At 72.6% G+C, this 19,916-nt stretch carries 16 protein-coding genes; 14 read left to right on the forward strand and 2 right to left on the reverse strand.

All coding sequences use genetic code 11. From position 1 onward, the window contains the following. Positions 1-56: 56 nt before the first annotated feature. The 4 genes from K1X13_RS13295 to K1X13_RS13310 all read left to right on the forward strand — a co-directional run bounded on the left by K1X13_RS13295 (position 57) and on the right by K1X13_RS13310 (position 5,922). A complete protein-coding gene (locus K1X13_RS13295) occupies positions 57-1,694 on the forward strand; it encodes an amidohydrolase (protein ID WP_221025504.1) in 1,638 nt (545 codons plus the stop codon). 184 nt (positions 1,695-1,878) lie between these two features. Further along, on the forward strand, positions 1,879-2,979 hold the full coding sequence (locus K1X13_RS13300) for a patatin-like phospholipase family protein (protein WP_221025505.1): 1,101 nt from the start codon (positions 1,879-1,881) through the stop codon (positions 2,977-2,979). A gap of 281 nt (positions 2,980-3,260) precedes the next feature. Then, positions 3,261-4,691 carry a gamma-aminobutyraldehyde dehydrogenase gene (locus K1X13_RS13305; RefSeq protein ID WP_221025506.1) on the forward strand — a complete coding sequence of 477 codons (1,431 nt, stop codon included), beginning with the start codon at positions 3,261-3,263 and terminating at the stop codon, positions 4,689-4,691. 16 nt (positions 4,692-4,707) lie between these two features. After that, positions 4,708-5,922 (forward strand): saccharopine dehydrogenase family protein, encoded by a 1,215-nt coding sequence (locus K1X13_RS13310; RefSeq protein ID WP_221025507.1) that lies wholly within the window; start codon positions 4,708-4,710, stop codon positions 5,920-5,922. A gap of 43 nt (positions 5,923-5,965) precedes the next feature. On the opposite strand, the gene K1X13_RS13315 is transcribed toward K1X13_RS13310, so the two are convergent. Together K1X13_RS13315 and gabT are read right to left on the reverse strand one after the other, a co-directional pair. Further along, positions 5,966-6,211: a hypothetical protein gene (locus K1X13_RS13315; RefSeq protein ID WP_221025508.1), complete on the reverse strand. Its 246-nt coding sequence runs from the start codon at positions 6,209-6,211 to the stop codon at positions 5,966-5,968. A 133-nt stretch (positions 6,212-6,344) separates the two neighbouring features. Continuing rightward, complete coding sequence (gene gabT, locus K1X13_RS13320; RefSeq protein WP_221025509.1) at positions 6,345-7,706, reverse strand: 4-aminobutyrate--2-oxoglutarate transaminase; 1,362 nt, start codon at positions 7,704-7,706, stop codon at positions 6,345-6,347. Between the two features lie 30 nt (positions 7,707-7,736). Between gabT and K1X13_RS13325 the strand changes: the two genes are divergently transcribed. From K1X13_RS13325 to K1X13_RS13370, 10 genes are all read left to right on the forward strand, one after another. Beyond that, on the forward strand, positions 7,737-9,239 hold the full coding sequence (locus K1X13_RS13325; protein WP_225914976.1) for an aldehyde dehydrogenase family protein: 1,503 nt from the start codon (positions 7,737-7,739) through the stop codon (positions 9,237-9,239). A gap of 34 nt (positions 9,240-9,273) precedes the next feature. Beyond that, positions 9,274-10,371 (forward strand): 1-deoxy-D-xylulose-5-phosphate reductoisomerase, encoded by a 1,098-nt coding sequence (dxr, locus tag K1X13_RS13330; RefSeq protein WP_221025511.1) that lies wholly within the window; start codon positions 9,274-9,276, stop codon positions 10,369-10,371. 25 nt (positions 10,372-10,396) lie between these two features. Continuing rightward, positions 10,397-11,713: a M50 family metallopeptidase gene (locus tag K1X13_RS13335; protein ID WP_221025512.1), complete on the forward strand. Its 1,317-nt coding sequence runs from the start codon at positions 10,397-10,399 to the stop codon at positions 11,711-11,713. A gap of 96 nt (positions 11,714-11,809) precedes the next feature. Continuing rightward, complete coding sequence (ispG, locus tag K1X13_RS13340; protein WP_221025513.1) at positions 11,810-12,970, forward strand: flavodoxin-dependent (E)-4-hydroxy-3-methylbut-2-enyl-diphosphate synthase; 1,161 nt, start codon at positions 11,810-11,812, stop codon at positions 12,968-12,970. Between the two features lie 56 nt (positions 12,971-13,026). Then, positions 13,027-14,289, forward strand: a complete 1,263-nt coding sequence (locus K1X13_RS13345; protein WP_221025514.1) for an MFS transporter — start codon at positions 13,027-13,029, stop codon at positions 14,287-14,289. A 10-nt stretch (positions 14,290-14,299) separates the two neighbouring features. Further along, positions 14,300-15,145 (forward strand): GNAT family N-acetyltransferase, encoded by an 846-nt coding sequence (locus tag K1X13_RS13350; protein ID WP_221025515.1) that lies wholly within the window; start codon positions 14,300-14,302, stop codon positions 15,143-15,145. Positions 15,146-15,242: 97 nt separating this feature from the next. After that, a complete protein-coding gene (locus tag K1X13_RS13355; protein ID WP_221025516.1) occupies positions 15,243-17,006 on the forward strand; it encodes a proline--tRNA ligase in 1,764 nt (587 codons plus the stop codon). Then, positions 16,999-17,700, forward strand: a complete 702-nt coding sequence (locus tag K1X13_RS13360) for an HAD family hydrolase (protein ID WP_221025517.1) — start codon at positions 16,999-17,001, stop codon at positions 17,698-17,700. Before K1X13_RS13355 ends, K1X13_RS13360 begins: the two co-directional genes overlap by 8 nt. 138 nt (positions 17,701-17,838) lie before the next feature. Further along, positions 17,839-18,762 carry a zinc metalloprotease gene (locus tag K1X13_RS13365; protein WP_225914977.1) on the forward strand — a complete coding sequence of 308 codons (924 nt, stop codon included), beginning with the start codon at positions 17,839-17,841 and terminating at the stop codon, positions 18,760-18,762. Positions 18,763-18,980: 218 nt separating this feature from the next. Continuing rightward, positions 18,981-19,913 carry a zinc metalloprotease gene (locus tag K1X13_RS13370; RefSeq protein WP_221025518.1) on the forward strand — a complete coding sequence of 311 codons (933 nt, stop codon included), beginning with the start codon at positions 18,981-18,983 and terminating at the stop codon, positions 19,911-19,913. Positions 19,914-19,916 lie beyond the last annotated feature (3 nt).

The raw sequence follows: 19,916 nt of genomic DNA on the forward strand, positions 1-19,916 counted from the left end.
ATGTCGTGGAGCAATGCGCAGGAGACCTACTGATTCCGTAGATAGAGGGAGGCGGCGTGGCCGGACGGGCGACAGTGCTGCGTGGGGGCGGCGTGTACGACGGGCAGCGGCACCTCCCCGGGCACGGCGCGGTCGTGGCCGACGGGCTGGTCGTCGCGGTCGCGCCGGACGCGGACCTCGACGTGCCGGCCGGCGCGGAGCAGGTCGACCTCGCCGGCGGGCTGCTCCTGCCCGGCTTCCAGGACGCCCACGTGCACCCGGTGCAGGGCGGCCTCGAGCGGATCCGCTGCGACCTGTCGGGGCTGTCCACGCGCGAGGAGTACCTCGCCGCCGTCGCGCGCTACGCGACCGAGCACCCCGAGCGGGAGTGGGTCCTCGGCGGCGGCTGGTCCATGACCGCCTTCGGCCCGGCCGGCCCGACCGCCGCGGACCTCGACGCCGTGGTGCCCGACCGGCCCGTGTTCCTGCCCAACCGCGACCACCACGGGGCCTGGGTGAGCTCGCGCGCGCTCGAGCTCGCGGGCGTGGACCGGCGCACGCCCGACCCGGCGGACGGGCGCCTCGACCGCGGACCCGACGGGACGCCGACCGGCTCGCTGCACGAGGGGGCGATGTCGCTGGTCGAGCGGCTGCTCCCGGTGACGGGCGACGAGGAGCTCCTCGAGGCGCTGCTCGTCGCGCAGGCGCACCTGCACTCGTTCGGGATCACCGCCTGGCAGGACGCGATCCTCGGCGACTACGCCGGGCTGCGGGACGTGACGCCGACGTACCTCCGGGCGGCGGCGTCCGGGGAGCTGACCGCCCGGGTCCGCGGCGCGCTGTGGTGGGACCGCGAGCGCGGGCTCGAGCAGGTCGAGGAGCTCGTGGAGCGGCGCCGGTCGACGAGCGCGCACCCCCGGTTCGTGCCGGGGACGGTCAAGGTGATGCAGGACGGGGTCGCCGAGAACGGCACCGCCGCGATGAGCGCGCCGTACCTCGACCGCTGCGGCGTGCGGACGCACAACCACGGCCTGTCCTTCGTGGACCCGCTGGTGCTCCGGGAGGCCGTCGTGCGCCTCGACGCCGCCGGCTTCCAGGTGCACGTGCACGCGATCGGCGACCGGGCGGTGGGCGAGGCGCTGGACGCCTTCGCGCAGGCGCGGACCGTCAACGGCGCCGCCGACCTGCGCCACCACATCGCGCACGTCCAGGTGATCCATCCCGACGACCGGCCGCGCTTCGCCGACCTCGCCGTGGCCGCGAACATGCAGCCGCTGTGGGCGGCGTTCGACGAGCAGATGACCGAGCTGACCCTGCCGTTCCTCGGCCCGGAGCGCAGCCGCTGGCAGTACCCGTTCGCCGACCTGGCCCGCGCCGGCGCGCGACTCGTCGCCGGCAGCGACTGGCCGGTGAGCAGCCCCGACCCGCTGCAGGGCATCCACGTCGCGGTGAACCGCTGGGTGCACGGCGCCTCCGGGGTCGAGGGCTCCGAGGCGTTCCTGCCCGAGCAGGCGCTGAGCACCGCGGAGGCGTTCGCGGCGTACACCAGCGGCTCGGCGCACGTGAACCACCTCGACCGCACCGGGCACGTCGCACCGGGCATGCTCGCCGACCTCGCCGTGCTCGACCGCGACCCGTTCCGCGGGCCGCCGGAGGAGATCGGAGCCGCCCGGGTCGTCGCGACGTACGTCGACGGCGAGCGCGTCTTCGGCTGACTGCAGGGTCCGGCCCGCGGCCGGCCCCGGCTCCTCTCCGGTCGCCGGGCGGCCGGCCGGGCGCGGTTCGTGAGCAGATGGCTGCCTCGGGGACCTGGGGCGGCCATCTGCTCACGAACTACCGCAAGCCACCTCCGGCGGGGGTCGGTCAGCGGTGTCGGTTCGTCGCGTTAGGGTCGCCGCCATGGACGTCTCGGGCTCGTACGACGCACCCTCCGGACCGGCGGACGAAACCGGTCGGCCGGCCGGCCGGACGCTCCACGACACGGACGCGACCGGCCCGGCCGCCGAGCACCTCCGCGCGGACCTCGTCCTCGAGGGCGGGGGCGTCAAGGGCATCGCCCTGGTCGGCGCGACCCTGCCGCTCGTCGAGGCGGGCTACCGGTTCCCGCGCGTGGCGGGCAGCTCGGCCGGTGCGATCGTCGGCGCGGTGCTCGCCGCCCTGCAGCGCCGCGGCGAGCCGATCGGCCGGCTGGAGGACGTCAGTCGCAGCCTGGACTACCGGCGCTTCCGCGACCGCGGCTTCCCCGGCAGGTACCTCGGCCCGCTCGGGTTCCTCACCGACGGGCTCTCGGTCCTGCTGGAGGACGGCGTCTACGAGGGCGACTACCTGCACGACTGGCTCGACGGGGTCCTGCGGGACCTCGGTGTGGAGACCTTCGGCGACCTGCGCACCGACGACCCGGGCGACGACGGCACCATGCATCACCGCTACGGCCTCGTGGTCACCGCCAGCGACCTCTCCCGGAGGCGGCTGCTGCAGCTGCCCTGGGACTACCCGGAGTACGGCCTCGACCCCGACGAGCAGCGGGTCGCCGACGCGGTCCGCGCCTCCGCCTCGATCCCGTACTTCTTCGAGCCGGTCACCCTCCGCGGCACGGCGGGCACCTCGACGCTGGTCGACGGCGGGCTGCTGTCGAACTACCCGATCGGGGTCTTCGACCGGCTCGACGAGCGGGTCCCGCGCTGGCCGACGCTGGGCGTGCGCCTCGACGCGCTACGCCTCGGCGGTCCGGGCAACGGCGGAGCGGTGTCCCCGGTGCGGGGTCCGGTCGCGCTCGGTGTGGCGCTGGTGCAGACCGCGATCGAGGCGAACCAGGCCGAGCACGTCCTCGACCCGTGCAACGTGGCCCGCTCGGTGTACGTCGACACCGGCGGCGTCAGCGCGGTCGACTTCGGGCTCGACGAGGGCGAGCAGGACCAGCTGCTCGCGGCCGGCCAGGAGGCCGCGCGGGCGTTCCTCGAGACCTGGGACTTCGAGCGCTGGCTGGCCGACTGTCGCTGACGCGGCATGAGGTCAGGAGGTCGCGGGCGCGAGCGCCGGCAGGTCGTACAACGCCTGCACGAGCGGGGCGACCTCCGGCTCTGCGCCGCCTCGCCCCGGGTGCGCCGGCTCGCCGGCGCCAGCGGCCGCCTGACTCGCGGCCGACTGGCGAGGTCGCCCGCCGGCGTCACAGGATCGTGAAGAATCCGTAGCCCGCTTGCGCGATGCCCTACCGATTCCGTTGTCGCGTGGTTAGGCTCGGCTCACCGGTCCCGTGTGTGACATGAAGGGCGACACCAGCAATGAGCCAGCAGTTCCGGAACATCATCGGTGGCAGGGCCGTCGAGGCCGCCTCCGGCGAGACCTACGACATCGTGAACCCCGCGACCGGCGAGGTGTACGCCGCGGCGCCGGCCTCGGGCGCGGAGGACGTGGACCGCGCCATGCGGGCGGCCGCGGAGGCGTTCGAGACCTGGGGGGAGACCACCCCCGCCGAGCGGCAGAAGGCCCTGCTCAAGATCGCCGACGCGCTCGAGCAGCGGTCCGCGGAGTTCGTCAAGGTCGAGTCGGAGAACACCGGCAAGCCGCTCGGGATGACCGAGTCCGAGGAGCTGCCGCCCTGCGTGGACCAGCTGCGGTTCTTCGCCGGCGCGGCGCGGGTCCTCGAGGGCCGCGCGGCCGGCGAGTACATGAAGGACCACACCTCCTTCGTACGCCGCGAGCCGATCGGCGTGGTCGGCCAGGTGACGCCGTGGAACTACCCGTTGATGATGGCGATCTGGAAGATCGCGCCGGCGCTCGCCGCGGGCAACGCGGTGGTGCTCAAGCCGTCCGACACCACGCCGGCGTCCACGACGCTGCTCGCCGAGCTGGCCCAGGAGTTCCTGCCGCCGGGCGTCTTCAACGTGGTGTGCGGCGACCGCACCACCGGCCGGGCCGTGGTCGAGCACCCGACGCCGCAGCTGGTCTCGATCACCGGCTCGGTGCGGGCCGGCATGGAGGTCGCCGGCTCGGCGGCCGCGCAGCTCAAGCGGGCGCACCTCGAGCTCGGCGGCAAGGCGCCGGTCATCGTCTTCGACGACGCCGACGTCGAGGCAGCGGCGGAGGGCATCGCGATGGCGGGCTACTTCAACGCCGGCCAGGACTGCACCGCGGCCACCCGGGTGCTGGCGGGTCCCGGCGTGCACCAGGACTTCGTGGCCGCGCTCACCGAGCAGGCCAAGGGCACCCGCACCGGCGCGCCGGACGACGAGGACGTGCTCTACGGCGCGCTCAACAACGAGAACCAGCTGGCCCGGGTCAGCGGGATGATGGAGCGCCTGCCCGGCCATGCCACGGTCGAGACCGGGGGCTCCCGGCAGGGGGAGCGTGGCTACTTCTACAGCCCCACCGTCGTCTCCGGGCTGCAGCAGGACGACGAGGCGATCCAGGAGGAGATCTTCGGCCCGGTGATCACCGTGCAGAGGTTCAGCGACGAGGCCGAGGCGCTGCGCTGGGCCAACGGCGTGAAGTACGGCCTGGCGTCCTCGGTGTGGACCAAGGACCACGGCCGCGCCATGCGGATGGCCAAGCGGCTCGACTTCGGCGCGGTGTGGATCAACACCCACATCCCGATCGTCGCCGAGATGCCGCACGGCGGCTTCAAGCACTCCGGTTACGGCAAGGACCTGTCCATGTACGGGCTGGAGGACTACACGCGCATCAAGCACGTGATGTCCTACATCGGCGAGTGAGCGGGGAACACGACGCATGAGGATCCTCCTGGTCGGCGCCGGCGGCGTCGGCGCCGCGTTCGCTGCGATCGCGGCGCGACGTGACTTCTTCGAGCAGGTCGTGGTCGCCGACTACGACCTCGGCCGCGCGGAGAAGGCCGCCGCGTCCGACGAGCGCTTCGTCGCGGCGCAGGTCGACGCGTCGAGCGCGGAGTCCGTGGCCGCGCTGGCGCGGGAGCGCGCGGTCACCCATGTCATGAACGCGGTCGACCCGCGCTTCGTGATGCCGATCTTCGAGGGGGCCTTCGCCGCCGGCGCGGACTACCTCGACATGGCGATGAGCCTGTCGCGGCCGCACCCGGAGGCGCCGTACTCCCGCACCGGCGTGAAGCTCGGCGACGAGCAGTTCTCCCAGGCGACCGCCTGGGAGGAGTCCGGCCGGCTCGCCCTGGTCGGGATCGGCGTGGAGCCGGGCCTCTCCGACGTGTTCGCCCGGTACGCCGCGGACCACCTGTTCAGCGAGATCGACGAGCTCGGCACCCGGGACGGCTCGAACCTCACCGTCGACGGCTACGAGTTCGCGCCGTCGTTCTCGATCTGGACCACGATCGAGGAGTGCCTCAACCCGCCGCTGGTCTGGGAGCGGTCGCGGGCGGACGTGGACGGCGGCTGGTACACCACCGAGCCGTTCAGCGAGCCGGAGACCTTCGACTTCCCCGACGGGATCGGCCCGGTCGAGTGCGTGAACGTGGAGCACGAGGAGGTCGTGCTGATGCCGCGCTGGGTGGAGGCGAAACGGGTCACCTTCAAGTACGGCCTCGGCGCCGAGTTCGTCGACGTGCTCAAGACCCTGCACAAGCTGGGCCTGGACCGCACCGAGAAGGTGCGGGTCGGCGGCGTCGAGGTGTCGCCGCGCGACGTGGTGGCGGCCTGCCTGCCGGACCCGGCCGCGCTGGGCGACCGGATGCACGGCAAGACGTGCGCCGGCCTGTGGGTCACCGGCACCGGCAAGGACGGCCGCCCCCGGTCGACGTACCTCTACCACGTCGTGGACAACGCGTGGTCCATGGCGGAGTACGGCCACCAGTGCGTCGTCTGGCAGACCGCGCTGAACCCCGTGGTGGCGCTGGAGCTGCTCGCGACGGGCACCTGGTCCGGGGCGGGCGTGCTGGGCCCTGAGGCGTTCGACGCGGTCCCGTTCCTGGACCTGCTGGGGGAGTACGGCTCCCCGTGGGGCCTGCGCGAGCAGTGACCGCGGCGGCCCGGCTAGCCGCCCGGGCCGTGCGCCGCGGAGGTCAGAGCGTGGGTGTGACCCACCAGCCCATGTCGACCGCCGCCCGGCCCGGGTCGTTGCTCCACGAGCACTGCCAGTACGGCGTCACGCCGGCGACCCAGTCCAGCCGCACGTGGCGGTAGCTGCCGCCGGTGATGTCGTTGCACTCCGCCACCGCCGCGGCGTGCAGGGCAGGCGTGACCGCCGGGCCGTAGAGGTAGAACCCCACGCCGGCGATGCCGGCGACGACGCCCGTCAGGGCGCGCATGCTCCTGATCGACAGCCCCGATGCGCCGGTTGCGGAAACCGCCATGTCCGTCCCCCATCCCACGGGACCCCCGTGAGGGCCCTCCCTCCCTCAGTTTAGGAACGTCTGGGTCCGGTGCACGGTAAATCCCGATTTACGTGGTCGAGGCGAAGGCGTCGGCGAGCACGTCGAACGCCTCCTCGAGCAGGTGGTCGGGCATCACGAGCGGCGGCAGGAAGCGCAGCACGTTGCCGTAGGTGCCGCAGGTGAGCGTGACCACGCCCTGCGCGTGGCAGTAGGCGGAGAGGGAGCCGGCGCGGACGGCATCAGGGGTGTGCCCGTCCGCGCCGACGATCTCGACCGCCATCATCGCCCCGCGCCCCCTGACGTCGCCGATGACGGGGTACTCCTCCGCGAGGGCGGTGAGTCTGCGGGTCATGGTCTCGCCGAGCGCGCGGGCGCGGGCGGCGAGGTCGTGCTTCTCCATCGCCTCCATGGCGCCCAGCGCGGCGGCGCAGGCGACCGGGTTACCGCCGTAGGTCCCGCCCAGACCGCCCACGTGCACCGCGTCCATGACGTCCGCGCGGCCGGTGACGGCGGCGAGCGGGAAGCCCCCGGCGATGCCCTTCGCGGTGGTCACCAGGTCGGGGACGACCCCCTCGTGGTCGCAGGCGAACCAGTCGCCGGTGCGGCAGAAGCCGGTCTGGATCTCGTCGGCCACGAACACGATCCCGTGCCGCTCGGTCCACTCCCGCAGGCGGGGGAGGAAGCCGGGCGCGGGGACGACGAAGCCACCCTCGCCGAGAATCGGCTCGATGACGACGCAGGCCAGGTTCGCGGCGCCGACCTGCTTCTCCAGCACGTCGATGGCACGGTCGGCCGCCTCCTCGCCGGAGACCGGCGCGGGCTCCCGGAACGGGTAGGACACCGGCGCGCGGTAGACCTCGTTGGCGAAGGGGCCGAACCCGTGCTTGTAGGGCATGCTCTTCGCGGTCATCGCCATGGTGAGGTTCGTGCGGCCGTGGTAGGCGTGGTCGAAGACCGCCACCGCGTCCCGGCCGGTGAAGGAGCGGGCGACCTTGACCGCGTTCTCGACCGCCTCGGCCCCGGAGTTGAGCAGCGCCGACTTCTTCGGGTGCGTGCCGGGGGTGAGGTGCGCGAGCCGCTCGCAGACGTCGACGTAGCCGTCGTACGGCGTGACCATGAAGCAGGTGTGCGTGAACGCCTGCGCCTGCTCCACCACGCGGCTGGTCACCTCGGGGGCGGAGTTGCCGACGCTGGTGACCGCGATCCCCGAGGCGAGGTCGATCAGCGAGTTGCCGTCGGCGTCCACGAGCACCCCGCCGCCCGCCGCCTCGACGAACACCGGGAGCGTCGTCCCGACCCCCGCGGCCACGTGCTGGTCGCGCCGGGCGAACTTCGCGGTCGACACCGGGCCGGGGATCTCGGTGACGAGCCGCCGCTCCTGCGGCAGCTCGGGGCCGCCGTGGCGGGTCACGTCTGCTGCGTCGCTCATGGTGAACAGGTTAGGGTGCGGCGCGGAGGAATGCCACGGATCTGGTGCGTCGTGGTGGCGGTTCATCGAGGAAACGGTGGCAAATTGCGCGAAGAGGCTCTGATTCCGTTGTTGGTGGCCGGTGCCTGGGTGCACGGCGAACGTCCTCTGGTGGTGCGCAGCCCGTACGACGGGAGAGCGGTCGGGACCACGTCGTACGCGACCCCCGAGCAGGTCGAGCGGGCGGTCCGGGCGGCCGTCGACGTCGCGGCCGAGGCGGCGGCCCTGCCGGTGCACGCGCGCGCCGACGCGCTGGCCCGGATCAGCGCGGGCATCGCGGCCCGGGCCGATGGGCTCGCCGCGACGATCACCGCGGAGAGCGGCAAGCCCCTGGTCTGGGCGCGCGCGGAGGTGGGCCGGGCGGTGTCGGTGTTCCGCTGGGCGGCGGAGGAGACCCGTACCTGGTCCGGGGAGGTGATGCGGCTCGACACCGAGCCCGCCGCCGAGGGCCGGATCGCCTACGTGCGCCGGGTGCCCAAGGGTCCGGTGCTGGCGATCTCGCCGTTCAACTTCCCCCTCAACCTCGTCGCCCACAAGGTCGCGCCGGCACTCGCGGTCGGGGCCCCGGTGCTGCTCAAGCCCGCCCCGAAGACGCCGCTCTCCGCGCTGCTGCTGGCGGAGATCGTGGCGGAGACCGACCTGCCGGCGGGCATGCTCGGCGTGGTCCTGGTCGAGAACGACCGCGCGGCCGGGCTCGTCGCCGACCCGCGGCTGCCGGTGGTCTCCTTCACCGGCTCCGGTCCGGTGGGCCACGCGATCCAGGACGCCGTCCCGCGCAAGCACGTCGTGCTCGAGCTCGGCGGCAACGCCGCGGCCGTGGTCTGCGCCGACTACGTCGGGGAGCGCGACCTGGACTGGGCGGCCACCCGGATCGCGGCGTTCGGCACCTACCAGGCCGGGCAGTCCTGCATCAGCGTCCAGCGGGTCTACGCCGACACCACCGTGTACGACGACCTGCGCGACCGCGTGGTCAAGGCGGTGGGCGCCCTGCGCACCGGCGACCCGGCCGATCCCGCCACGCATGTCGGCCCGATGATCGACGAGGCCGCCGCGCGCCGGGTCGAGTCGTGGGTGCAGGAGGCCGTCGCGGCGGGCGCACGGCTCCTCGCCGGCGGGAGCCGGGAGGGTGCGACGTACGCCCCCACCGTGCTCGAGGCCGTCCCGGCCGACGCGAAGGTGATGTGCGAGGAGGTCTTCGGGCCGGTGCTCGCGCTGCAGCGGGTGTCCGGCACCGACGAGGCGTTCGGCCTGGTGAACGCCTCGCGCTACGGGCTCCAGGCGGGGGTGTTCACCCACGACCTCCGCACCGCGTTCCGGGCGCACCGCGAGCTCGAGGTCGGCGGGGTCGTGGTCGGCGACGTGCCCAGCTACCGCGCGGACCAGATGCCGTACGGCGGCGCCAAGGACTCCGGCGTGGGCCGCGAGGGCGTCCGCTACACGATGGCGGACCTGACCTACGAGCGGGTGATGGTGCTGACCGGCCTCGACCTGTGAGCCGGCGCCGGAGACCCGGTGGGAGGATGTCGCCATGAGCTCTCGCAGGGACGTCGTCGTGCTCGGCTCGACCGGTTCCATCGGCACCCAGGCCCTCGACGTGGTCCGCGCGAACCCCGACCTGTTCCGCGTGGTCGCGCTGACCGCCGGTGGGTCGAACCCCGAGCTGTTCGAGCAGCAGTGCGCGGAGTTCCGGCCCGCGTTCTCCGGGCTGGGGGAGGAGGCCTCGTCCGAGGCGGCGGCGACGGTCTGCGACGTGGTGCTCAACGGCATCACCGGCGCGGTGGGCCTGCGCCCGACCCTGGCCGCGCTCGACGCCGGCAACACCCTCGCGCTGGCGAACAAGGAGTCGCTGATCATCGGCGGCCCGGTGGTGACCTCGCGGGCCAAGCCCGGCCAGATCGTCCCCGTCGACAGCGAGCACAGCGCGCTCGCGCAGTGCCTGCGCGGCGGCCGTGCCGACGAGGTGCGCCGGCTCGTGCTGACCGCCAGCGGCGGGCCGTTCCGCGGCCGCTCCCGCGCGGACCTCGAGAACGTCACCCCCGAGCAGGCGCTGGCGCACCCCACCTGGAGCATGGGCCCGGTGGTCACGGTCAACAGCGCGACCCTGGTGAACAAGGGCCTCGAGGTGATCGAGGCGCACCTGCTCTTCGGCATCCCCTTCGACCGGATCGCCGTGGTCGTGCACCCCACCTCGGTGGTGCACTCGATGGTCGAGTTCCACGACGGGTCCACCCTCGCGCAGGCCTCGCCGCCGAGCATGATGATCCCGATCGCCCTCGGCATGGCCTGGCCCGACCGGGTCCCCGACGCCGCGCCGGCGGTGGACTGGACCCGGCCCGAGACGTGGGAGTTCTTCCCGCTCGACGACGAGGCCTTCCCCGCCGTACGCCTGGCCCGGGAGGCGGGGAGCCTCGGCGGCACCGCTCCGGCCGTCTACAACGCGGCGAACGAGGTGTGCGTCGCGGCGTTCCTGGCCGGCGAGATGCGTTTCACCGACATCGTGTCCACGATCGAGCGTGTCCTGGGCGCGCACGACGTACGCTCGACTGAGCAGGAACTGACCGTCGACGACGTGCTCGCCGCCGACGCATGGGCGCGCCAGGAGGCCGCCGTGCGTCTCGGCGGGTGAACCGGAGAGCTGTGGTGAACCCCCGATGACCGTGCTGATGTACACCCTCGGCGTGGTGCTCTTCGTCGTCGGCGTCGCGGCCTCGATCGGCCTGCACGAGCTCGGCCACATGGTGCCGGCGAAGAAGTTCGGCGTGAAGGTCACCCAGTACTTCATCGGCTTCGGCCGCACGGTCTGGTCCAGGCGCCGCGGCGAGACCGAGTACGGCGTCAAGGCGATCCCGCTCGGCGGCTACGTCAAGCTCGTCGGGATGCTCCCGCCCGGCCCGGAGGACGACCCGAGCCGGATCCGCAAGTCCAACACCGGCATGTTCACCCAGCTGATCTCCGACGCCCGCGCCGCGGAGTACGAGCTCGTCGAGCCCGGCGACGAGGAGCGGCTGTTCTACCGCCTGCCCTGGTGGAAGAAGGTCATCGTGATGGCCGGCGGCCCGACGGTGAACCTCGTGCTGGCCTTCCTGCTCTTCGGCGGCGTGTTCATGCTGCACGGCCAGCCGGAGCCGACCACGACGGTCGACGAGGTCAGCGACTGCGTCATCGCGGTGACACCGGAGACCCTGAACCAGCAGCAGCGCAAGTGCACCCCGGCCGACCCGGTCGCGCCGGCGAAGCAGGCCGGGCTGCAGCCCGGCGACCGGATCCTGACCCTCAACGGCACCGAGGTGACCTCGTGGGAGCAGCTGTCGGGCCTGATCCGGGCCAACGAGGACGGCCGGGCGGTCATCGTCTACGAGCGTGACGGGGAGCGCCGGAGCGCCACGACCAACACCACCGTCTCGCCGCGCCCGGACCTGCGGGACGACGGGCAGGTGGTCGAGGCCGGCTTCCTCGGGGTCGCGCCGACCATGGTGCTGGACAAGAAGGACGCCGGCTTCGTGGTGGCCACGATGGGCACCTACACGTGGGAGACGGTCAAGGCGCTCGGCGAGATGCCGGTGAAGCTGGTCGGAGTCGCCCGCGCCGCGCTCGGCCTCGAGGAGCGTTCCGCCGACGGGCCGATGAGCGTGGTGGGCGCCAGCCGGGTCGCCGGGGAGGTCGCCTCGGCCCACGAGGTCCCGGTGAGCGACCGGTTCGTCAGCCTGCTGATGCTGCTCGGCGGGATCAACCTGTTCGTGGGCATGTTCAACTTCATCCCGCTGCTGCCGCTCGACGGCGGGCACATCGCCGGCGCGCTGTACGAGGCGGTACGGCGCGGCATCGCCAAGCTGCTCCGGCGCCCCGACCCGGGCTACTTCGACGTGGCGAAGCTGCTTCCCGTGGCCTACGTGATGGCCGGTGTCATCCTCGTGATGAGCGTGGTGCTGATCTACGCCGACATCGTGGCGCCGGTCCGGCTCGGCTAGGGGGCAGACCTGTCGCGGTGGCGGCAGCGGCCCCGGGGATACAGTCGGAGTCGGTGAACCTCGCGTGACTCGACCGGAGAAAGAAGGACGCACTCGATGACCTCGGTCAACCTCGGTATGCCCGCAGCACCCCCGCCGGTGCTCGCACCGCGGCGGAAGACCCGCCAGATCAAGGTCGGCAAGGTCCTCGTCGGCGGCGACGCCCCGGTCTCGGTGCAGTCGATGACCACCACGGTGACCTCCGACGTCAACACCACGCTGCAGCAGATCGCCGAGCTCACCGCCTCCGGCTGCGACATCGTCCGGGTGGCCTGCCCGTCGCAGGACGACGCCGACGCGCTGCCGCAGATCGCCCAGCACTCGCAGATCCCGGTGATCGCCGACATCCACTTCCAGCCGAAGTACGTCTTCGCCGCGATCGACGCGGGCTGCGCCGCGGTCCGCGTGAACCCCGGCAACATCCGCAAGTTCGACGACCAGGTCAAGCAGATCGCGCAGGCCGCGAAGGACCGCGGCACGTCGATCCGGATCGGCGTCAACGCCGGGTCGCTCGACCCGCGGCTGCTCGAGAAGTACGGCAAGGCCACCCCCGAGGCGCTCGTGGAGTCCGCGGTCTGGGAGGCGAGCCTGTTCGAGGAGCACGACTTCCACGACTTCAAGATCTCGGTCAAGCACAACGACCCGGTGGTCATGGTGAAGGCCTACGAGATGCTCTCCGAGCGCGGTGACTGGCCGCTGCACCTCGGCGTCACCGAGGCCGGCCCGGCGTTCCAGGGCACGATCAAGTCCGCGGTCGCCTTCGGCTCGCTGCTCTCGCGCGGGATCGGCGACACCATCCGGGTCTCCCTCTCCGCCCCGCCGGTGGAGGAGGTCAAGGTCGGCCTGCAGATCCTCGAGTCGCTGAACCTGCGGCCGCGCCGGCTCGAGATCGTCTCCTGCCCGTCCTGCGGCCGCGCCCAGGTCGACGTGTACAAGCTCGCCGACGAGGTCACCGCGGGGCTCGACGGCCTCGAGGTCCCGCTCCGGGTCGCGGTCATGGGCTGTGTCGTGAACGGTCCGGGCGAGGCCCGCGAGGCCGACCTCGGCGTCGCCTCCGGCAACGGCAAGGGCCAGATCTTCGTCAAGGGCGAGGTGATCAAGACCGTCCCCGAGGCCAAGATCGTGGAGACGCTGATCGAGGAGGCCATGCGGATCGCCGAGGAGATGGGCGAGCCCGTCGACGGCGAGCCCGGCGGCGCCACCGTCACGGTCTCCTGACGCGCGCCGTGCGGCTGCCCTAGGCTTCCGGCGACCACACGGCACGGGGGAGTGCGATGACGGAGGACCCGGGGCGGACCCTGCTGCGGGACCGGGACTTCCAGCGGTACGCCGCGGCCCGGGGCCTCTCGCTCGTCGGCTCCATCATCACCCTGGTCGCGCTGCCCGTGCTGGTCTACCGGCTCACCGGCTCGGCGTCGACGACCGCGCTCGTGGCCGGCCTGGAGGCGGCGCCGTACGCCGTGTTCGGGCTGTTCGCCGGGGCGCTGAGCGACCGCTGGAACCGGCGCACGGTGATGGTCGTCGCGGACGTGTGCAGCGCGCTGCTGCTCGCGACCGTCCCGGTGGCACACCTGCTCGGCATGCTCACCGTCCCGCACGTCCTGGCCGTCGCGTTCCTCGGGCCCACCGTGGGCACCTTCTTCGACGGCGCGGTGTTCGGCGCGGTGCCGATGCTCGTCGGGCGCTCCCGGATCGCACAGGCCAACGCCTACGTGTGGTCGCTGCAGGGCGTGGTCGAGGTGGTGATGCCGGCCGCGGTCGGCGTGGCCCTGGCCGTGCTGCACCCGGCGACCCTGCTGCTCGTCGACGCGCTGTCCTTCCTCGTCTCCGCCGCGCTCATCTCGGGCATCACCCGGCCGCTGCACGACAGCAGCCGGCAGCGGCCGCCGCTGACCCCGCGGCAGGTCCTCGTCGACATCCGCGAGGGGCTGTCCTACCTGTGGCAGCACGCCGGGGTGCGCACGATGACCGTGGTCGGCTTCACCCAGTGTGTCGGCGGCGGCGGGTTCGTGGCGCTGATGGTGGTCTGGATCGACCGGCAGCTCGGCCTTGGCACGGAGGGCCTGCGGTTCGGCCTGGTGTACGGCGCCTGGGCGGTCGGCGGCCTGCTCGCCTCCGTCACGCTGCCCCGGCTGCTGCGCCGTACGACGCCGGCCCGGGTCGCCCTGGTGGCGCTGCCGGTCTCCGCGGTGCTCGGCGTGCTCACGCCGGTGTGGTCGCTGTGGTGGGCCGGAGCGCTCTCCCTGCTGGTCTGGAGCGCGGCGTACACCCTGGTCGCGGTGAACTCGATCAGCTACCGGCAGCAGGTCACCCCCGAGCACCTCCTCGGCCGGGTCAACACCGCCGGCCGGATGCTCGCCTGGGGAGCCGGCTGGACCGGCGGCGCGTTCGTCGCGGGCGCGCTCAGCGGGGTGCTCGGGGTGCGCCCGACCCTGTTCGTGATGACCGGGGTCGCGTTCGTCGGGGTCGTCGTCGCCTGGACGTCGCCGCTGCGTGCGAACGCGCGTGCCGGCGCCGGCTCCGCGAACGTCGCGTAGGCTCCGCTACGTGCTCCGGACCCAGCACGGCGTGCGCCTTCTCGGCCCCTCCGACCTCCCCGCGCTGTCGGAGCTCGTCGCGCGCGATCCGGTGGTCAACGTCTTCGTCGACCACCGCGCCCGGATCACCCGGCTCGACCCGCGGTGGATGGGCGGCGAGATGTGGGGCTACGTCCAGGACGGCGAGCTCGTCTCGGCCTGCCACGCCGCCGCCAACCTGGTGCCGGTCGACGCCACCCCCGAGGCGGTCCAGGCGTTCGCCGCCCGCGCGATCCGCCAGCGCCGGCGCTGCGCCACGATCGTCGGCCCGGCCGACGCGGTCACGGGTCTCTGGGACGAGCTCGAGCACCACTGGTCGCGGCCGCGCGACGTGCGCTGGGTGCAGCCGCACCTGGAGATCGACCGCGCCCCCGACGTGGAGCCCGACCCGGGGGTGCGACGCACCCGGCCCGGGGACCTCGACGTGCTCTACCCGGCGTGCGTGGCGATGTACACCGAGGAGGTCGGCGTCTCGCCGGAGGCCGGGGGAGGCGCGGCGATGTACCGCGCCCGGGTCGCCCAGCTGATCGGCAAGGGCTGGTCGTTCGCGCGCATCGAGGACGGCCGGGTCCTGTTCAAGGCCGAGGTGGCCGCGGTGTCGCCGTACGCCTGCCAGATCCAGGGCGTGTACGTCGACCCGACCCGGCGCGGCGAGGGGCTGGCCACCTCCGGCATGGCCGCCGTGGTGGCCACCGCCCTGCGCGAGATCGCCCCAGTGGTCTCGCTCTACGTCAACGACCACAACACCCCGGCGCGCCGGGCCTACGCGGCGGTCGGGTTCGAGCAGACCGCGACGTTCTCCACGATCATGTTCTAGCTCGCGGGACGCGCGCGGGAGCGCCGTTCCCGGGCTCCGGAGCGGCAGGGCGAAACTGGTGTGCGGCGCCGCGAGGCCGCTGGGTAGCCTTGCGCGCATGATCATGCGGATGTCGACCCTGTTCGTGCGTACCCTCCGAGAGGATCCCGCCGACGCGGAGGTCCCGAGCCACCGGCTGCTGGTCCGCGCCGGCTACATCCGCCGCGCCGCGCCGGGCATCTACTCCTGGCTGCCGCTGGGCTACCGGGTGCTGCGCAACATCGAGCGGATCATCCGCGAGGAGATGGACGGGATCGGCGCCCAGGAGGTGCACTTCCCGGCGCTGCTGCCCCGCGAGCCCTACGACGCGAGCGGCCGCTGGGCCGAGTACGGCGACAACATCTTCCGGCTCAAGGACCGCAAGGGCGGCGACTACCTGCTCGGGCCCACGCACGAGGAGATGTTCACGCTCCTGGTCAAGGACCTGTACTCCTCCTACAAGGACCTGCCGCTGTGGATCTACCAGATCCAGAGCAAGTACCGCGACGAGGCGCGCCCGCGCGCCGGCCTGCTGCGCGGCCGCGAGTTCACGATGAAGGACTCCTACTCCTTCGACGTCGACCAGGCCGGCCTCGACGCGTCCTACGCCGCGCACCGTGCCGCCTACATCCGGACCTTCGACCGGCTCGGTTTCGACTACGTGATCGTCAAGGCCACCGCCGGCGCGATGGGCGGCTCCAAGTCCGAGGAGTTCCTCGCCACGGCCGCCAACGGCGAGGACACCTACGTGCGCTGCACCTCGTGCGACTACGCCGCGAACGTCGAGGCGGTCGCCGTACCCGCCCCGGCGCCCGTGTCGTACGACGGGGTGCCCGCCGCCCACGCCGAGCAGACGCCGGGCACGCCCACCATCGAGACGCTCGTGGACCACCTCAACGAGAAGCTCCCGCGTGACGACCGGCCCTGGGCCGCGGGCGACACCCTGAAGAACGTGCTGATCGTGCTCAAGCACCCCGACGGCACCCGCGAGCCCGTCGCGATCGGCCTGCCCGGTGACCGCGAGGTGGACGCCAAGCGCCTCGAGGGCCAGCTCGAGCCCATCGAGGTCGAGCCGTTCGACGAGAAGGACTTCGCCCAGCACCCGTCGCTGGTGAAGGGCTACATCGGCCCCGGCGTGCTCGGCGAGACCAACGAGTCCAAGATCCGCTTCCTCGTCGACCCCCGGGTGGCCGAGGGCACGCGCTGGGTGACCGGCGCGAACGTCGACGGCCAGCACGTGCTCGACCTGGTGGTCGGCCGCGACTTCACTCCCGACGGCACGATCGAGGCCGCCGAGGTGCGCGACGGCGACGCCTGCCCGAACTGCGGCGCGGCGCTCGAGTCGGCCCGCGGCATCGAGATGGGGCACATCTTCCAGCTCGGCACCAAGTACGCCGAGCCGCTCGAGCTCAAGGTGCTCGACGAGAACGGCAAGCTGGTCACGGTGACGATGGGCTCCTACGGCATCGGCGTCTCCCGCGCCGTGGCCGCGGTCGCGGAGTACTCCCACGACGAGCTCGGCCTGATCTGGCCCCGCGAGGTCGCACCCGCCGACGTGCACCTCGTCGCGACCGGCAAGGACGCCGCGGTCTTCGAGACCGCCGCGCGCTACGCCGGGGAGCTCGAGGCGCAGGGCCTGACCGTGCTGTACGACGACCGCCCGAAGGTCTCGCCCGGCGTGAAGTTCAAGGACGCCGAGCTGATCGGCGTGCCGACCATCGTGGTCGTCGGGAAGGGTCTCGCCGACGGCGTGGTCGAGGTCAAGGACCGGGCCAGCGGCGAGCGTGAGAACGTCGCGGTGGCCGACCTCGTGTCCCACGTGGTCGGGGTCGTGCGTGGCTGACGGCGTCGACGCGGTCATCTTCGACTGGGGCGGCACCCTCACGCCCTGGAAGTCGATCGACCCGGCCGAGGAGTGGGCGACGCTGGCGCGCGCGGCCGCCCCCGACCGGGTCGAGGAGGCCACCGTGGCGCTGCTGGCGGCGGCCGACGCGGTCTGGGCGCGCTCACGTGACGAGCACCGGTCGGCGACGCTGGCCGAGATCTGCGAGCTCGCGGGTGTCCCGTACGCCGACCACCACCTCGCGGGGTACCGCGAGTTCTGGGAGCACGCCACCTTCACCGACGACGACGTGCTGCCGCTGCTCAGCCGGCTCAAGGTCGACGGGCTGAAGGTCGGCGTGCTGTCCAACACCGTCTGGCCGCGCGGCTGGCACGACGAGATCTTCGAGCGCGACGGTGTCCTCGACCTGCTCGACGGCGCGGTGTACACCAGCGACATCCCGTGGACCAAGCCGTCGCCGGAGGCGTTCGCCGCCGCGGCGGCGGCCGTCGGGGTCGAGCACCCGTCGCGCTGCGCGTTCGTCGGCGACCGTCTCTTCGACGACATCTGGGGCGCCTCGAACGCCGGGATGCGCACGATCCTGGTGCCGCACAGCGACATCCCGGTCGGGCAGGTCGGGCACTCCGAGGGCGACCCCGACGCGGTGGCGCACCGGCTCGCCGAGGTCTACGACATCGTCTCCGCCTGGCGCTGACCCGGCGCCCTCGTCGCCGGGGGACCGGCTTGGCGCGAAGGCCCCGGTTTGCCGGGGGTTCCGGTTTGCCTGCAATTGGCAGATGATCCCTGTGGGGGTGCCGACCGGCTTCCCCGTCGAACAGGGGAGCAGAACCACATGAACCGAACCACGATGCGTGCCCTGACTCTCGCCGGCGCCACCGCGCTGGCCCTCGGCACCACGCTCGCGACCGCCGTCGCCATGCCGACCGTGGAGCGCGGCACCGTCTGCGTCGCGCCCTCGGGCGCCGCCGCCCGCGGTGACGGGGCCCAGCACCAGGGCACCGACCACCGGGACGTCTCCGCCACCGAGCAGCGGGCGATCGAGCGGCAGACCGCGGCGGCCCTGGCCCGCGACGGCGGCAAGCTGGCCGACGGCGCCACGGTCCCCGTCTACGTGCACGTGATGCGCGACGACACCGGCCAGCTCGGCGACGTGACCGACCGGCAGATCCGCGACCAGATCGCGGTCCTCAACGAGACTTTCTCCGGCGGCGAGTCGTCGACGGCCTCCGACAGCGGCTTCCGTTTCGAGCTCGCCGACGTGCAGCGCTACGACAACACGACCTGGCACTACGACCGGGCCAGCGCGAAGTACCGCTCCGAGACCCGGCGTGGTGGCGCGGACGCGCTGAACATGTGGCTCGTCGACTTCGACTACCTCGGCATCGCGACCTTCCCGTGGGACTACAGCAAGCAGGGCCGCATCGACGGGATCCGGGTGCACTACGACTCGCTGCCGGGTGGCGGCATCGCCAACTACAACCTGGGGGAGACCGCCACGCACGAGGCCGGGCACTGGTTCGGGCTCTACCACACGTTCCAGGGCGGGTGCACCGAGACCAACGACGAGGTGAGCGACACCCCGGCGCAGAGCGCGCCCACCCGGGGCTGCCCGGAGGGCTCGGACACCTGTGACCTTCCGGGGCTGGACCCGATCCACAACTACATGGACTACAGCTACGACTCCTGCTACACGGAGTTCACCGGAGGCCAGTCCACGCGGATGGCCGAGATGTGGACGGCGTACCGGGCCTCCTGACCCGCGCGCGACGTCTTCCCGGTCGTCCGTACCAGCGAGCGCTATGAGCCGCGCTGGTACGGACGACCGCGTGCGTCCCGGGGTGCTGCATGCCTCGGCATCTGCCAAAACCTGCAAAAAGTTCTCCTGCCGGGATGTTCCTTCTGCGGCATTTGTGCCACAAGATCGCGCTACGGGACACAACCCGGCGTTCCGCGGACAGAAGAGAGCGAACCTCCATGACTCGTGCACGTCTTCGTACCCTCGCCGTGGCCGGAGCCATGGCCTTCGTCCTCGGCGGCGTGGTCGCCCCCGCCCAGGCGATGCCCTCCCTCGAGCGCGGCTGCTTCGAGCCGGCGGAGTACGCCGGGGCCCGCGTCGCCGGTGACGACCAGCGGGGCGCCGACCACCGGGACATCTCCGCGGCGCAGCAGCGCGCCATCGAGAAGCGCACCAGGAACGTGCTCGCCGCCAAGGGCACCACCCCGGCGGAGGCGGGCGCCGAGTTCAGCGGCGCGAGCGTCCCGGTCTACGTGCACGTGATGCGTGACAAGGCCGGCAACGGCGACGTGACCGACACCCAGATCAGCCAGCAGATCGCGGTGCTGAACAAGACGTTCGGCGGCCAGGAGTCGTCGTCCGCGTCCAACACCGGGTTCACCTTCACGCTCGCCGGCGTCGACCGGTTCAACAACGACCAGTGGCACGCCGACCGGAAGAGCACGCAGTACCGCGCGGCCACACGCCAGGGCGGGGCCGACGCGCTGAACATCTGGCTCGTCGACTTCAGCTACCTGGGCATCGCGACGTTCCCCTGGGACTACGCGCGCAACCCCTCGATCGACGGCATCCGGGTGCACTACGCCTCGCTGCCCGGCGGCAGCATCGCCAACTACAACCTCGGCGAGACCGCGACCCACGAGGCGGGCCACTGGTTTGGGCTCTACCACACGTTCCAGGGCGGCTGCACCTCCACGAACGACGAGGTCTCCGACACCCCGGCGCAGGGCAGCTCGACCAACGGCTGCCCCGAGGGCCGCGACTCGTGCTCGCTGCCCGGGCTCGACCCGATCCACAACTACATGGACTACAGCTACGACTCCTGCTACACCGAGTTCACCGGTGGCCAGACGTCGCGGATGGGCACCATGTGGACGGCCTACCGGGGCTGACCG

The organism is Nocardioides jiangsuensis, assembly GCF_019679455.1.
Taxonomy (GTDB): domain Bacteria; phylum Actinomycetota; class Actinomycetes; order Propionibacteriales; family Nocardioidaceae; genus Nocardioides_C; species Nocardioides_C jiangsuensis.

What these genes read in the sequence shown, in the direction of transcription:
- K1X13_RS13300 (WP_221025505.1), top strand. Translation starts at nt 1,879, where the DNA reads ATGGACGTCTCGGGCTCGTACGACGCACCCTCCGGACCGGCGGACGAA.
- K1X13_RS13305 (WP_221025506.1), top strand. Translation starts at nt 3,261, where the DNA reads ATGAGCCAGCAGTTCCGGAACATCATCGGTGGCAGGGCCGTCGAGGCC.
- K1X13_RS13310 (WP_221025507.1), top strand. Translation starts at nt 4,708, where the DNA reads ATGAGGATCCTCCTGGTCGGCGCCGGCGGCGTCGGCGCCGCGTTCGCT.
- K1X13_RS13315 (WP_221025508.1), bottom strand. Translation starts at nt 6,211, where the DNA reads ATGCGCGCCCTGACGGGCGTCGTCGCCGGCATCGCCGGCGTGGGGTTC.
- gabT (WP_221025509.1), bottom strand. Translation starts at nt 7,706, where the DNA reads ATGAGCGACGCAGCAGACGTGACCCGCCACGGCGGCCCCGAGCTGCCG.
- K1X13_RS13325 (WP_225914976.1), top strand. Translation starts at nt 7,737, where the DNA reads ATGCCACGGATCTGGTGCGTCGTGGTGGCGGTTCATCGAGGAAACGGT.
- dxr (WP_221025511.1), top strand. Translation starts at nt 9,274, where the DNA reads ATGAGCTCTCGCAGGGACGTCGTCGTGCTCGGCTCGACCGGTTCCATC.
- K1X13_RS13335 (WP_221025512.1), top strand. Translation starts at nt 10,397, where the DNA reads ATGACCGTGCTGATGTACACCCTCGGCGTGGTGCTCTTCGTCGTCGGC.
- ispG (WP_221025513.1), top strand. Translation starts at nt 11,810, where the DNA reads ATGACCTCGGTCAACCTCGGTATGCCCGCAGCACCCCCGCCGGTGCTC.
- K1X13_RS13345 (WP_221025514.1), top strand. Translation starts at nt 13,027, where the DNA reads ATGACGGAGGACCCGGGGCGGACCCTGCTGCGGGACCGGGACTTCCAG.
- K1X13_RS13355 (WP_221025516.1), top strand. Translation starts at nt 15,243, where the DNA reads ATGATCATGCGGATGTCGACCCTGTTCGTGCGTACCCTCCGAGAGGAT.
- K1X13_RS13365 (WP_225914977.1), top strand. Translation starts at nt 17,839, where the DNA reads ATGAACCGAACCACGATGCGTGCCCTGACTCTCGCCGGCGCCACCGCG.
- K1X13_RS13370 (WP_221025518.1), top strand. Translation starts at nt 18,981, where the DNA reads ATGACTCGTGCACGTCTTCGTACCCTCGCCGTGGCCGGAGCCATGGCC.